The 14,425-nt window shown below is 54.6% G+C and carries 17 protein-coding genes; 10 read left to right on the top strand and 7 right to left on the bottom strand.

The features are described 5' to 3' along the window. The first annotated feature begins 5 nt into the window (after positions 1 to 5). The 9 genes from ACYVHB_RS16150 (at position 6) to ACYVHB_RS16110 (ending at position 6,722) form a co-directional block, all read left to right on the top strand. Positions 6 to 668: a DinB family protein gene (locus tag ACYVHB_RS16150; protein ID WP_461052794.1), complete on the top strand. Its 663-nt coding sequence runs from the start codon at positions 6 to 8 to the stop codon at positions 666 to 668. A 186-nt stretch (positions 669 to 854) separates the two neighbouring features. Next, on the top strand, positions 855 to 1,829 hold the full coding sequence (locus ACYVHB_RS16145; protein WP_461052793.1) for an agmatine deiminase family protein: 975 nt from the start codon (positions 855 to 857) through the stop codon (positions 1,827 to 1,829). Then, positions 1,826 to 2,167, top strand: coding sequence for an agmatine deiminase family protein (locus ACYVHB_RS16140; RefSeq protein WP_461052792.1), 342 nt, complete (start codon positions 1,826 to 1,828; stop codon positions 2,165 to 2,167). The genes ACYVHB_RS16145 and ACYVHB_RS16140 overlap by 4 nt, the downstream gene beginning before the upstream one ends. 33 nt (positions 2,168 to 2,200) lie before the next feature. Further along, positions 2,201 to 2,515 (top strand): S8 family serine peptidase, encoded by a 315-nt coding sequence (locus tag ACYVHB_RS16135; RefSeq protein WP_461052791.1) that lies wholly within the window; start codon positions 2,201 to 2,203, stop codon positions 2,513 to 2,515. Between the two features lie 48 nt (positions 2,516 to 2,563). Then, positions 2,564 to 3,619, top strand: a complete 1,056-nt coding sequence (locus ACYVHB_RS16130) for a ScyD/ScyE family protein (protein ID WP_461052790.1) — start codon at positions 2,564 to 2,566, stop codon at positions 3,617 to 3,619. Positions 3,620 to 3,791: 172 nt separating this feature from the next. Beyond that, positions 3,792 to 4,181, top strand: coding sequence for a cupin domain-containing protein (locus tag ACYVHB_RS16125; protein ID WP_461052922.1), 390 nt, complete (start codon positions 3,792 to 3,794; stop codon positions 4,179 to 4,181). Between the two features lie 95 nt (positions 4,182 to 4,276). Then, positions 4,277 to 5,023: a hypothetical protein gene (locus tag ACYVHB_RS16120; protein ID WP_461052789.1), complete on the top strand. Its 747-nt coding sequence runs from the start codon at positions 4,277 to 4,279 to the stop codon at positions 5,021 to 5,023. A gap of 78 nt (positions 5,024 to 5,101) precedes the next feature. Continuing rightward, a complete protein-coding gene (locus tag ACYVHB_RS16115; protein WP_461052788.1) occupies positions 5,102 to 5,674 on the top strand; it encodes a DinB family protein in 573 nt (190 codons plus the stop codon). A 733-nt stretch (positions 5,675 to 6,407) separates the two neighbouring features. Continuing rightward, entirely contained in the window at positions 6,408 to 6,722 is a 315-nt protein-coding gene (locus ACYVHB_RS16110; RefSeq protein ID WP_461052787.1) for an integrase core domain-containing protein, read from the top strand. 95 nt (positions 6,723 to 6,817) lie between these two features. Here the strand turns inward: ACYVHB_RS16110 and ACYVHB_RS16105 are convergent, their stop codons facing one another. The 7 genes from ACYVHB_RS16105 to ACYVHB_RS16075 form a co-directional block, all read right to left on the bottom strand. Continuing rightward, entirely contained in the window at positions 6,818 to 7,651 is an 834-nt protein-coding gene (locus ACYVHB_RS16105; RefSeq protein ID WP_461052786.1) for a hypothetical protein, read from the bottom strand. Further along, positions 7,638 to 8,699 (bottom strand): Rieske 2Fe-2S domain-containing protein, encoded by a 1,062-nt coding sequence (locus ACYVHB_RS16100; RefSeq protein WP_461052785.1) that lies wholly within the window; start codon positions 8,697 to 8,699, stop codon positions 7,638 to 7,640. Before ACYVHB_RS16100 ends, ACYVHB_RS16105 begins: the two co-directional genes overlap by 14 nt. A gap of 88 nt (positions 8,700 to 8,787) precedes the next feature. Continuing rightward, positions 8,788 to 9,699, bottom strand: a complete 912-nt coding sequence (locus tag ACYVHB_RS16095) for a helix-turn-helix domain-containing protein (protein ID WP_461052784.1) — start codon at positions 9,697 to 9,699, stop codon at positions 8,788 to 8,790. A gap of 28 nt (positions 9,700 to 9,727) precedes the next feature. Beyond that, positions 9,728 to 10,186, bottom strand: coding sequence for a nuclear transport factor 2 family protein (locus ACYVHB_RS16090; protein WP_461052783.1), 459 nt, complete (start codon positions 10,184 to 10,186; stop codon positions 9,728 to 9,730). Positions 10,187 to 10,258: 72 nt separating this feature from the next. Continuing rightward, positions 10,259 to 10,801, bottom strand: coding sequence for a carboxymuconolactone decarboxylase family protein (locus tag ACYVHB_RS16085; protein WP_461052782.1), 543 nt, complete (start codon positions 10,799 to 10,801; stop codon positions 10,259 to 10,261). 216 nt (positions 10,802 to 11,017) lie between these two features. Beyond that, positions 11,018 to 12,244: a hypothetical protein gene (locus ACYVHB_RS16080; protein ID WP_461052781.1), complete on the bottom strand. Its 1,227-nt coding sequence runs from the start codon at positions 12,242 to 12,244 to the stop codon at positions 11,018 to 11,020. A 176-nt stretch (positions 12,245 to 12,420) separates the two neighbouring features. Beyond that, complete coding sequence (locus tag ACYVHB_RS16075; protein ID WP_461052780.1) at positions 12,421 to 13,311, bottom strand: helix-turn-helix domain-containing protein; 891 nt, start codon at positions 13,309 to 13,311, stop codon at positions 12,421 to 12,423. A gap of 294 nt (positions 13,312 to 13,605) precedes the next feature. Here ACYVHB_RS16075 and ACYVHB_RS16070 point away from each other — a divergent pair, with 294 nt between their 5' ends. Continuing rightward, complete coding sequence (locus ACYVHB_RS16070) at positions 13,606 to 14,421, top strand: enoyl-CoA hydratase/isomerase family protein (RefSeq protein ID WP_461052779.1); 816 nt, start codon at positions 13,606 to 13,608, stop codon at positions 14,419 to 14,421. Positions 14,422 to 14,425: the final 4 nt, after the last annotated feature.

Here is a 14,425-nt window from a genome sequence, read left to right as displayed (position 1 = left end):
TCATCATGAAGCTGAACGCATCCCACCCGGTTGACCGCCGGGGGTTTCTCACAACGGCTACCGGCTTAGTCACTGGCCTGAGCCTGTTGCCGCAAACAGGCTGGGCCACCCAACCAACCGCGCCCGTGACCGGTCTCAACATCGTCGGGCCGATGGAAGGCTACGCCCCCCAGATTGGTACACTACTGTCGATGATGAACTGGATGCGGGCTACCGTACTGCGGTCGTTGCGGGGGTTATCGCAGACTGATCTGGATTACCTGCACGACCCTAAAGCTAACTCCATCGGGGCCATGCTGATGCACTTAGCCGCTATTGAATTTTTGTATCAGCTAAACACGTTTGAGGGACGCAACGATCTTAACGAAGCGGAGAAAAAGCAGTGGGAGGTTGCCCGTGAACTGGGTGATACAGCCCGCCAGCAGATTAAAGGTAACAATCTGGATTATTACCTGAACGCGCTGAGCGAGGTGCGCAATAAGACGAAGCAGGAATTCAAACAGCGTGACGATGCCTGGCTGATGACGGTAGACCCCAAGTTCTTTGGCAACCAACCGACGAATAATTATTGCAAATGGTTCCACGTCGCGGAGCACGAGAGCAATCATAATGGTCAGATTAAGTGGATTAAAGGCAGGTTACCGGGCGATAAGCCCGTAAAAGACTGATTCCTGACCGTTCTTAGTTGCCTTCCTCTTTCATCAACTGTCATGACATATCCTTCGCCTGTCGCGTCTTTTCACGTATCGGCTGCTGACGTTCTATCGCTCCGGTACGCGTATGATGAACGAGTTTGTCGAATACCTGAGCTACGCCGATCTGGGTCGTTACCTCAGAGCCCGACCGACTTCGCCATGCACGAATCATTTCTGATGGTAGTACGCAGGAAAATTTCAGCAATACACATTAGTAAGCTATTGATTACCACCCTGCTCATTTGCCTTGTCTCGACGCTGAGTCAGGCACAGACCCGCTCAACGTACACCATGCCTGCCGAGTGGGAGCCGCAGGATGCGGTTTGGATGGGCCTCCGCACCGAGGATACGCACAAGCGGCACGACACCACGACGATTGAGATGGTTCGGGCGCTATCTCCGTTCGTCCGGGTGAATCTGATGCTGGAAAAAGATACCCTGTTTCGGGAAGGAAAAGGCTGGTTTACTCAGTTTGGCATCGACACCAGCCGAATCACGATCATCAAACAGGACCCGACGGACTATTGGTACCGCGATCCGGGACCGGTGTTCGTTCGCAACGCCGAAGGTCAGTTGGCCGTCGTCGATTTCCGGTACAGCAATTACGGCGGGCACCCGGACTCGCTAACCGAACGCGCCCGCCAACACGACGGCATCGACCGCGACATCGCCCGGCGGCTGAAACTGCCGATTATCACCTCCAGCGTTTTCATGGAAGGCGGGGCCATCGAGGTGAACGGCAAAGGCACCCTGCCCCAGGTTGAATCCGTCACACTGCAACGCAATCCGCATTTGTCTAAAGAAGCCATCGAGCATGATTTGAAGCGGGTACTGGGGGTGAAAAAGATTATTTGGCTCAAAAAAGGCACCGCCGATGATGACCGGCTGGGGTTGCTGGGCGATTCGGTGCTGTACTCAGTACGAGGCACGGGGGGGCACGTGGATGAGTTCTGCCGCTTTGCTAATGCCAGCACGATTCTATTGGGTTGGATTGATGAAGACGAGATTGGCACAGACCCCGTGAAGCGGATTACCCATGATCGAATGGTCGGGAACCTGAAAATCCTACAGCAGGCCACCGACCAGGATGGTAAGCCCTTCACCCGCAAATCGACTACCGAAAGCGAGTGGTGACCGAAAGCAACCCGTTCTACAAAAATATAAAATTGGCCCGTCCTAACGTCAAATCGGGCACAATACTCTACCTCGTGCCCACTACCAGCTACCTGAATTATGTCATCACCAACGGGGTGATTCTGCTACCAGCCTACTGGCAACCGGGTATGCCGGACGCGGACAAAAAGCGTGATGCCGAGGTGCTGGCATTGTTCAAAAAACACTTTCCAGACCGGAAATTAGTGCCCATTAACCCCATAAAATACAACTATTCGTCGGGCGGAATGCACTGCGTCACCCAGCAGCAGCCCGCTGGAAAGCCACCTGTTCAATCAACTGCTGTTTCCTCGAAATGACATTCATCGACTAATCCATCCTCATGAAAACACGTGTTTGCCCCCGGCGTGGCCATCACCTCGACCGTACCGGGCAATGGCTACGACCCGAACAGTGGTACCAGCATGGCCGCTCCCGTGGTCGCGGGTATAGCGGCCGTATTGAAATCGTATTTTCCGCAACTCACTCCCCAGGATATCAAACGGATTATCATGCAATCGGCAGCTCCACTCCATACGATGGTCTACAAACCGGGTATCCGTCAATTAGTGGATTTTGCCTCCCTGTCGAAAACGGGCGGCATCGTCAACCTCTACGAAGCGGTGAAGCTGGCCTTGGCGCAGTCGTCACCGACCGCTAAGAAATAAGGCAAGCCCGACTTACTCCGATTCAATATCCCTCAAACGTCAATTCTCATGAAAACTCTCATCTGCCCATTATTTGTCCGCATTCGGTTTGTTCGGCTGTGTGCACCCCTCTCCCTATTGCTGGCGACCCTGATCGGAACTACGGGTTGTGAGGACCATCGGGACCCGCCCCAATCCCAGATTAGCCCGTTCGCCAGCGGTCTGGTCGCGCCTTTGGGTGTGGAAACGGACGCGAAGGGACAAGTCTGGGTTACCCAGGCGGGGAGCGGCACGGCCAATGATGGCCAGTTGTCGATGATAACCCCACAAGGTGAGGTCTGGCCGGTAGTGACCGGTTTTGTCTCCCAGGTTAGTCCGGAAGGCGCGGTTTTTGGTCTCAATCACCTGCTGCTTCAGGGAACTACGCTGTATCTACTGCACGGTGTCGAAGGTCGGCTGTATCGGTTCGACATCAATCAATTTCAGCCGGGTAACCCGCCCGTGTTGGCTCAATCGCTCGCCTATGAGGCCGTGGGCGACTTTGTCAAAGCTTACCCGTTTGCCAACGATACCGATGAGACCGATTTGTTTAATCTGACGATTGGCCCGGAGGGAGACCTGTTCATTGTGGATGCCGCAGCCAATGCCGTTATCCGCCGAAAGGCCTCCTCCACCCAGACCCTGAGTGTATTTGCCACGCTTCCTCCGATTATTACCAGTAACCCAGCCAGGGGAACCGATACATTGGAAGCGGTACCGACGGGGATTGTGTTCGACGGTCAGAAATTCCTGGTCAGCAGCTTTACGGGCTTTCCGTTTCCGACCGGACAAGCGCCCATCTACCAGGTTCAGCTCGACGGCACCGTGTCAGTTTACCAGACCGGCTTGTCGACGCTGACGGATATTGAACTGGACGCTACCGGGCAACCCATTGTCCTGGAGTATGGCACCTGGACGGGTCAGGGCTTTACGGACAATTCCGGGACGATTGTGCGGTCAACGGCGCAGGGCAATACGTTCCTGCTGCGGGGGTTGAACTACCCCAACTCAATCAAACGAAGCGGCCCCAACACCTACTATGTCGCTCAGACCTTCGACGGCACCATTCAGAAGATAACCCTTTAGTTTACGCATTACTACCGGCCGTATTGGACCGCTGCCGGTACGACATAGGCTGGCTGCCTGATCTCGTCTGCGGGCGATGACATTATTTTTGATAAAACAGCTATGAAACGTCGCATCTTTTTGAAATCCAGCCTGGCGGCTCCCCTGCTCGCCGAATCGCCAACCCAATCTTCTGAAACTGTCGGGGAAAGACACCAATGGGGACCTGTGCATTTTCGAGTCAACGGTTACCGGAAAGGGCGGGCCACCGCTTCATGTTCACCATGCCGTGGATGAATGGTTTCATATTTTGGAAGGTGAATTCGTGTTCCGGATCGGTGACGAAACGTTTCGGCTGAAAGCGGGCGATTGCATATTGGGGCCGCGGGGCGTTCCGCATACGTTAGCCCACGTGTCGGAAGGCGTTGGTAAACTGACCATCATTTTTCAACCCGCTGGCCAGATGGAGGCTTTCTTCATTGAATCTGGCAAGCGGCAACGTCGTCCGACGGCCGAAGAATCGCAAAAACATTTCCGGGCACATGGAATGGAAATCCTCGGCCCGCCACTGCCCACTGAGTAAGCACTATGTTTGTGATAAGCTGTACGAAGCAGTACAACCGGCCTTAGCTTAGACCCCAGATGTTTCGTCAACATCAATATAACCCACCAACCCCGATGAAAAACCTTTCTCAATGGGCCAGTCGACACGCACCGCTCGCCATTGCACTGATTACTCTGTGCGAAGTTATCAATGGTTTCAATGGCTTCGTGCTGGGTGCTACCTGGTTCGACACGCTACCGGTGGCTGGCTTGCACGCGGGTGTCGCAGTAACGATCTGTCTGGCGGTGGGCGTCCGGCTTCTGGCCCATAGCGGTGGACCTGATTTTCACTTCAGACGCTGGTGTTTGTTCGGGGCGTTTTTGGGTAATTTTCTGCTGTTCGGGCTGCTGGGTGGATTAACGGCACCCCGCTTTCAGTCGCACGACGTACCGGTCGGCGTGTGGGGCAGTCGGCGCATCGAAAGCCGGGTCGACATCGTCCGACCCGACACGCTACGCCCCGTCGAAGGCGCTGCAGCGGTTCGGAAAGGGGGCAGAAGCGACAATCAGCGGGGCCGAAGCACCGGCTTCGCGCTGCTGTTTGTGCTGAGTCTACCCCTCATGTTGTTCACGACGGGCTTAGCCTGCGGTATTCTCTGCTCAGGCTACGGTTTTTTTGCGGCCATCGTGTTCATACTCGGTTTGGGCTTTTTGGCGGGTGGTATCTACTTCCTGGGCCGGGCGTCGGAACGGGAGGTAAAACGCCTGCGCGACATGGAACCCGCCGAACGCCGACGAGCAGGCCGACGCTTCTGGCTGGCGTGGGGACTACTGACCGGACTTTTCACGCTGTTGTTATTGGTAGGGGCGGTTTCCGGATAATGCCTATCTTGGACGCTCTAAACCACTACTCGTAAGACTCTAAGACTGATTATTCGGACTGAGCTACCCTAAACGCATATGGGCGATTACAGTGAAGTTATTTCGGTACCCCCAACCTTGCAACCACTCCTTCAGGACGTTGCCACCGCCCGTGGCCGCTACGTCGAGCTTGCCCTGCGGTTGACGGATGAGCAGGCGCAACGCAAACCGGCACCCGACGTGTGGAGCGCCGTCGACATCACGGAACACTTGGTCTGGGCCGAGCAGGGCGGCATCTGGGGTATGTGGCGAGCCGTGGAAGCCCAACGTAGCGGTCGTCCCGTCTGGGCCGGTGAACACACCAACCGGGGCCGCTCGATTGAAGCGATTGTGGCAGAAACCTGGCAACCCAAAGAGCAGGTCCCGGCCATTGCCGCCCCGCGCATGGGCGGCTCACTGGCGTTCTGGTGCGCTTCACTCCTGAATTTACAGCATTTGCTGCTGGCCTTTAGCCGCATGGTCAGGGAGGATGAACTGAAAACCGTCATTCATCCGCATCCCATTTCGGGTCCATTGGACATTCGGCAGCGGTTCGAGTTTTTGCGGTTTCACATCGACCGGCACCGTCGACAGTTGGGTGGCTGTTTCCCCAATCCCGATGCCATCTTATGACCATCGACTGTGGCACCTGCACCATCCGGTCGTGGCAACTCCCGGATGAGGTCGCTGAGTAGTGGTTTATGTGTATTGAGTGATTAGGTTGTGTATTGGCTTGAATCTTGTTAGGTATGGACTTGATGAAACTTCATAAGAATGCGGCTCTTACCCCCAGCCAGCGCCAACACATTCAACAATTGTAGGCAACCCGCCAATTCAGCTACCCCCAATTGGCGGCTAAGTTCAATACCAGCCTCGGAACCATCCCAAAATGGGTCAAACGTGACAACGGCCGTGACCAAACCAGTGCCCCAAAAAACCACTACCGGCGCGTGACAGGTACTTACCGTCAGGCGCTCATTGACTACCGGCTGGCTCACCCTCATCACGGACCGGTTCGCATCGAACAGAAATTACGCGCCAAGTATGGCCCCTTTGCCTTCAGTACGGTACGGTACGACTCATTTTGGACCAAAGCCTGCCGCCCAAGCCCAAACCTCCGCCTATGCTATCCATCCTTTGGCAACGGGTCGCTACCGGACACAGAGGAATGTCCAGCAATTGCCTGCTCTGACAGGAAAACCGGCTTCGAATATAAGATTTCCATCATTCATCTGGCTTCTCGCATCAGGTATTCGGAAATCCACGACGATTATGAAAGTGCCACCATCGCTGAGGTCTTCAAGCGGTCGATCGATGGCCTCCCCCCTTTTTTATCACCTTCACCGACAAGGCCATGAGTTTCACTATGAAGTACACCGCTCATCCCGAGGGCAAAACCCGATTCACCAAAACGGCAGAAGAAAGTGGTCGGATTCATGGTCTGCTCGAGAAAGGCATACCTTGGCGCAATGGCTTCATCGAACGCAGCAACCGCACCGACAAAGACGAGTTGTTTAACTACGTTCGTTTTCCAGACTCGGAGGACCGACGTTATCAGGTAAGACTGTGGGGGATGGCCTACAATCACGAGCGTCCCCATCAGGGGTTAGACAACCAAACTCCTGTTTCTGTTTATCGACGCGACTATCCGCTACATGCTGTCAGTCGTTGCACAACCTAATCACTCAATACAACTGATTAGGTAGATTTAAGCACATTCCAAATGTCTAATCTGTCTTCTCTGGCCGGTTTTTGCAGATAAACCACCTTAACAATTCACCTGCACATGGCAATCTGGGCCACCACATCAGCCCGCAGCCGAGCTACACCAACCGGTCCATCAACGTACAGAATCAACCAGTTGTCGGCTTTTTCTAAGCGGCCTTCGACGCGTACCCCGCGTCCTACATCATTTAATATCTGCTCATTAATGGGTTCACCATTCGGCCCGACGAGCAGGTAACCGTTTTCCCGGCCGGTGCCGTTACGAACCCACAACAAGGGTGGAATGCCGCCCGCAATGCAGCGTACGGCGCACGACCGGTGCGGTCGGCCGTCGCCGGGTTTCATCACGCCAAGGAAACATTTCGGATCGGTGATTTCACCTTGTAAAACGGCTTGTCCCAATGATGAAACAACCGGAGCCGCTGGCGATTGGGCGGGCGTCGCTACGGTTCGGAGTGCGTCGGTTTCTTCGCTCAGTTCGAGGGCGGCATGGCCTTCGTGGTAGATGAGCGTTCCCCGAATTTTCAAGGTTTTACCCGCCAACGAGCCGTACCGCTGTTCCCACTGGTGTAAGGTGGCGTCGGCACCGTGCTTACCGTAACCAATGAGCAAAATTCGCTCGAATAGGGGCGCGTCGGGAGCCGCGTTTTTTACCGGTACCCGCAGGAACGGCACGGGCTGACGAATCAACTGGCCCTCCAGCGTGGTCAACTGACCGTACTCAAACACCGCTTCCGAGAAGCCCCGCTGCTGCCAGACAAGCAAGGCGGCTACGGCCGGTACCAGCACAATTAACAGCCCAATCGCCCAGCGAACGGCTCTGGCGTAAAGGGGCGGGGCTTTGTCCTGCCAGCCAATGTAAAAATCAGGTTCAGGGTTTGCCATCGGTCAGTGCGGTTGAGGGGAGTAGGGCGGGTGGTTGTGGAGTACCGGGTGGATTCGGTTGGGGGTTAACCCAGACTGTCGTGCCGACGCAGCGCACGGCGTACGTTTCTAATTTCTCGGTAAAGGGCGGGGGCGCATGGCCGTTTTCGGGCAGGTACTGGTAGCCGTGCCACGGGCAGGTGATGCAGCCGTCAATAATTTTACCCTCACCCAGCGGCCCGTTCTGGTGGCGGCACAGATTGCTCACCGCCGACAGTTTACCCTCGTACCGAAACAGAGCGATGTTCTGCCCGTCGATCAGCAACGTTTTAGCCCGGTTTTCGGCAATATCCTCCACGTCACAGACAGCCACAAAGCCGTCCGTTTCGGTATTTGTCGGGTGTAGTTCGTGCCGGTTGCCGACGAATGCCGCCGTCAGATGCAGACCCGTTATCGTGAATAGGCCCGCGCCCAGCAAACCCGCGTACACCAGTGACGTTTCCTGTTGCAGAATACCCAGCGCCACGTGCATCACGATCAGGCCATAGGCAATGTAAACACCGATGTGCAGGGCTTTCCAGACGTGCGGGCTAAGGTTCTTGAGCCAGAAATCGTGACTGGTAGCCGCCATCACGAACAGAATCAGCAGGGCCAGGAAACCGAGTGGCTGAAACGGAAACTGGCCCAAACTGCCGTACTGCCCCTCCGACGTAAACAGCGAAACCAATGGGTCAACATCGCCCCGCGTGTGAAATTGCAGTACGCTGAAGACGCTGTGAACGGCCGCCACCACGAACATACTGACGCCCAGATGCCGACGGTTGTAGAGCAACGGCAGAAACCGTTGATCGAGCCGACAGAGCGGGCCGATAATCAGAATAACGTGCAGCATCAAAAACGCCAGCGTACTCGTCGCCCGGATGATGATGGTTTCGGTTGTTACGGGCGGAAACAAAACCACCTGTAATGCGCAGAAGACGAATAAATAAACGACGACTAAACCAGCGATGGTCAGATCGTAGAGCCGTTTCTGACGGTTGAATAAAACGGGACTATACTGAAGGGCCATGCAGGGTCAATGGTAAATGGACGATGCGGGTTAGATGCCGGTTCAAGGTCTGAAAATAAGGAATTTATCGCGCTATCGCAATTGATTTCTACGAAAGCAGAGCCGTTTGGCGACCAAAGCCAACCGTAGTGCGGTAGCGTTGCGGGCTGACGTCGGTGTGGTTCTTAAAAAAACGACTAAAGTGATACTCGTCTCCGAAACCTAGTTCGTAGGCAATCGACTTCACGGGTTTGCCCGTCAGGTACAGCTCCCGTTTGGCTTCTACCACGATGCGCTCGGCAATCAGGTCGGTGAGCGTCTTCTGAAAATGCTTTTTGGTGAGTTTGCCCAGCGCTTTAGGCGTCAGGCTTAACAGATCGGCATAGTCGCCAGGGGTGTGTTTCGACCGAAAATGGGCTTCAATGCTGCCTTTCAGTTGCTGAAGAACAAATGGCTCGTCCGATGGAACCGCTTCAGCCTGTAATTCGGGGGTTTGGTCAACTTTCAGGCGGGTGGCCTGAATGAGCAGGATCTTCAGGTACGAAACCAGCAGTTCGTATTGCGACAGGGCCGGTCGCTGCATCTCGGTCCGCATCTGAGTTAATAGATTGTCGAACGTCAGGGCCGCCGGGCTATCAACCCGTACGTACGGTGGCTGATAGACGTTATTGAACAGAACGCCGTTACTTTCAATGTCGGCCTGATGCCGGAAAATGCAGAAGAAATCCGGGTGAAAATACACCGCCGACCCCAGTAGTTCACCGGTTGAGGCTAGGAGGAAAGGTTGATAGGGCGCAAAGCACAGCATCGTGTCCTTATCAATGGCATACTCCGAGAAGTCGGCTTTCAGGAGCGCCTGTCCCTGTTTGATCCAGATAATCGAGAAATAGTTGTGGCGTTGAAGATGGTCGAACCCACTATTATCCGTGAAATCGACCAGTTTCAGGGCCAGATTGCCATTCTGCGGGTCAATCAGCGTCAGTGGATTCGTTGACATCATTGCGTTATCCGGGTGCGTCATGGTCTGCGTATTCGTTTGGTTTGACTCGTTAAGCGGCCTTCTCTATAGCGAACAGGAGCCGGTCGGTGGCGTCAATCGGCAGGTCGTTGATGCTGGCGAATCGTTTGCGCATCAGCCCGGCTTCGTCAAACTCCCATAGTTCGTTGCCGTAGCTGCGGTACCATTGTCCGGCTTCGTCGTGCCACTCGTATTCAAAGCGCACGGCCATCCGGTTCTCGCGGAATCCCCACAGTTCTTTCTTCAGGCGGTAGTCTAATTCCTTCGCCCATTTGCGTTCTAAAAACGCCCGGACCTCGTCGCGTCCCCTAAGAAACTCCGTTCGGTTTCGCCATTCCGTATCCTCCGAATAGGCGAGTGCCACCCGTTGTGGGTCGCGGCTGTTCCAGGCGTCTTCGGCCATCTGCACTTTTTGCCGGGCTGTTTCGAGCGTGAACGGCGGCAGCGGTGGCCGAAGCCCGTCAGTACCGGCTGTTTGGTCCGTATCCATGTGGTTATCGAAGTAAGCTCATTCGGCCGGGCAACTACTAAACTAAAATTGCCCGGCTGAATGGGTGAATAATTAAACGGTTTCGAGTTCAGGGGCCAGCGGAAAGTCGATGGGCACCTCGGTAATATTATGCAGGTAATTCATCACTACTTTATCGGCAATGGCAATGATAATGTCCACTAAGCTCTCGTTGGTGTACCCGGCCGCAAAAAAGGCGTCTAAGGCGGCTGCCGACGGGCGACCTTTCTGCGCCGTAATCTCTTTGGTAAGCCGCACGAGGGCATCTACTTTGGGGTTGAACGGAGCCGATCCTTGCCGGATGTCCAGGATTTGCTCGTCGGTCAGGCCGTTCATTTTCCCCAGTACGGTGTGGGCGCTCTGGCAGTAGCGGCAGTCGTTTTCCTGACTGACGACTAAGTTAACCACTTCTTTCTCTTTCTTGCTCAGCGATGTTTTTGCGTTTTGCAGTTGCAGGTACGTCCCCAGCCCATTGGTCGAGTAAGCGATGATTGCGTAGAGGTTGGGAACAAAGCCTAAACCGGCTTTGAGACTATCAAAAAGGACTTGATTGTTGGGCAAAACGTCGTCGCGGGTTGGTACCGTGAACTGGCTCATGGCGTTGTGTTGATTAATTTGTTTGTCGGTATTGACCTGACAAAAGTACCGGGGCCCGTACCGGCAAAACATGGCTAAACGTCGTTGATGGATGGACAGTTTTCCCAAAGCCGTAACCGTTCAATCCCAATCAGCCAACCGACATTCCGGCTGGCTGATTGGGATTGAATGGTTACCAAGTGGGTTCGCTCATTGACATTCGGTAGACGGGTGCGGTTACGGCGTCACCAATGAACCGACGGGCTGGGCTATGACCGGGCAGTTGATAATGACATTCGTTGGTTTCAGCCCGGCCACGAAGCCATTGGGCTGACCCGAATTGCCTGCGAAATTGGTTACCAACCCTTCCTTCACTAACTGCTGGAGGTCTTCGAGGCTGCGGATTCGTCGCCGTTTTCCAGCCTGAATCGCCTGCGGAGTCCAGGCGTTCAGGTGGGCGTCCCACATGGGGCTGTAGTTGTTGTTATACTGCTTGTTATTGTCGGGGTCCAGCGGGAAAATATTGATGGGGTCAGCCAGGTTACCGTCTAAGATAGTTGAGTTCAGGCCCTGACGGTTGGGGTTATTGAAGCCCGTTTCGCCATTGGATACCGGCGAGAAGCCCAGCAAAGCGGATTCATCGGTTGGCAAACTCTGACCAAACGTGGGTAAGTTGCCCAACCGGGGCGTGTACGTACCCCGCTCGATGGTGGCCGCGCCCACATCCGACGACTCGGTAACTAAGTGAAAATAATACTGCGCCCCGCCCTGAAATCCGTCCAATAATTCAAAGATAACGGTCCCTTTCTCGTAGTCGATGCTCACTAAGTGGTCGTGTACCCCCGTGCTGTTGGCCACGATGGGTGCATTGATGACCGAGCCGCTGGGCAGCACGAGCAGTGGCGAATACTCCGCATCGCCCACGGCACCGGGTTGCGCGACGGCGGGCGGGAACGTGTTGGGGTCAGGACCCGCCTGAAGCACCCGTTGCGGACTGAAGTTGACGTCGCCCCGGAACTTGATCATCCCGCCGTCGATGGTCACCTCCTGGGCACCGTCTGTGTCGCGGCCAAAAATAAGCTTGGGCGCGAAGTTTACGCCCAGGATTTTGGCTACGTAGAAGTTGGCGGCTTCGGTGATGATGTAATAGGTCGGGCTACCACTGGGGCCAATGCCTTTATAGAGCGGCAGCGTAACTGTTTTCGGGTTGCTCTGGAAGTTGATGGCCAGCGCACTGGGAAAGAATACGTTCTGGTCACGCGTGAACCGGACGCCCTGCCGTGCCCCCGCCGAACCGTTCGCCGTGGCAAGCAGACTGTTGGCTTCGTTCAGAGCCGATGCCTCGTCGACCATTCCTTTCTCGGGCTTCAGCGCCGGAGTTTGTTCGGTTTTTTCGGGATTACAGCCAGCCAGTATTGAGCTTAAGAGGCAGGCGCCAAAGAGGTAAGTCAGGGTTGCTTTCATAACTAATTTCTGCGTTGAAGAGGGGTAAGATTACAGTAGTGATACCACCCGGCATCCTCTTTGAAAACGGTGCAGAAACGCAGATAGTTATCACAAAAAGATCACATTATCAGATAGTTATAAAAATGTTACAATTCATTCATTGATGCCGTCAGCCGGACAGTCGTCTGACCGGTTTATGCGCTGTTAGCTTGTTTTGGAACCTGTTGCGTCTTGAAATCTGACGGGGGCATATTGAAGAGATTTTTAAAAAAGCGGCTAAAGTGCGCTACTTCTTCAAAGCCCAGTTCATAGGCAATTTCTTTGGTCGACTTGTCGGTATAAAGCAATAATCGTTTGGCTTCCAGTCCAATGCGGTCATGGACAATTTGCAGGGGGCTATCCTGCTGATGCAGCGCAAAAACATTGCTCAACGTCTTGGGCGACTTACTGAGTTGGTTCGCATAGAACGCTACCTGATGGTGCTGCCGGTAGTTTTGCTCAACCAGCATTCTGTACTGCCGAATCTGTTCTACCCCCGCGCCGGGCATTGAATGCGCTGCATACTGGACTTTTGCCAGCCGGGTCAGCTTGATAATCAACCGCTTGAGTAACATCCTGAGCATATCACCCTGAATAATGTCGCCCGTCGCAAACTCTTCGTCGAAGACCGACAACAGGGCCAAAAACGAGGCCTGTTCATGGTCAGTTAAGCGCAAAAACATGGGTTCCGACGAACCGTAAAACAAGAAACCTGAACACGACACCTCTTTGTCGTGGTCGATGATGCAGTAGAATTCCCGGTCGAACTGCCAGGCGATCAGTTCACCGGGCCGGTCGAATTGAAACGTTTGATTCACCATTAGCGGCAGCATGGTTTGCGCCGGAAACGGGTACGTCACGCCATCGAGCCGGACGGTCTGGTCGGCTCCTGTGTTCCAGACAACGGTCAGCAGCCGTTGCCGACGTCCCGTCGGGGCTTGTCCGGCCATGATGGATTCATCGAAAAACTGGCGATAAAACGCAGGTTCGTACTTCACTAATCGAATCGTACCATGCGTGGCTGGGTCCTGGTAGGTAGCGAGCATAACTGGGTTATTTGGGAAACTGACTGGTGCCGTGAAGGTGGCTCATTTGATTGGTTAAGCGCTGACTGTTCTGCCCGACGAGTTATCTATTTTTCCCGACTCCCTCCTACCCTTATCCAGAAAGTGCCGTCTTGTGCTTGTGAATACCTTTCCGACCTGCATGATGTTCCCGATTAAATGTAACAACCGGGAAGAATTGGCAGCACACCGGGCCAAAACGATATGGCGCAGTTGTGCTTAGCGCCTGACCTTTGTCCTGTTCTCAATCAACCAAAACAGAACAAACCAACGCACATGGAAACCAACACCACCTCCGGCACATCATTCCTGACTGAAGGACAAAGCCCGGCTTATTTCACCCAATTCGACCACCTGAAATTCAGTCGTACCACCAGCGGAATTCTTGAAGTTCGGCTCACGACCGACAACGGCCCGATTGTTTTTACCGGCAAAGACCACCACGATTTTGTGGAAGCTTTCTCGCGCATTGCCCAGGACCGCGACAACAAAGTCGTGATTCTGACGGGAACGGGCACTGAATTTTTTGCCCAGATTGATGGCCCTAGCCTGGGCGACATCACCAACCCGCGTGAATGGGACAAAACCTGGTGGGAAGGCCAGCAAGTGCTGCAAAACCTCACCAGCATCGGCGTACCGGTGATTGCCGCCATCAACGGCCCGGCCACTGTTCACTCCGAATATGCCCTGACCGCCGACATCATCTTGGCATCCGAAAATGCTTATTTTCAGGATTTCCCGCACCTTGCCTTCGGCATCGTACCGGGCGACGGGATACAAACCGTCTGGACGCGGGCTATTGGCGACCACCGGGCCAAGTATTTTCTGTACACTCAGCAAAAACTCTCGGCTCAGGAGTCGCACACCCTCGGCGTCGTGTCCGAAGTGCTGCCCACGCTTGAAGCCCTGCACCAACGGGCCTACGCGGTGGCCGAAACAATGCTGGCTATTCCCGAACTCACCCGGCGGCATATGCGGGCCATGTTTGTGCTGCCGTTGCGGAAAGCCCTGCTCGAACAGGTTGGCTACGGCTTAGCCGTTGAAGGGATCACAGCTACCGACCTCAAAAGCGCGGCTGAAGCGCAAGCCTGAACCG

The organism is Spirosoma arcticum (assembly GCF_054779955.1).
Note: the sequence above shows the minus strand (reverse complement) of the source record. Positions and strands in the feature narration are given on the sequence as shown.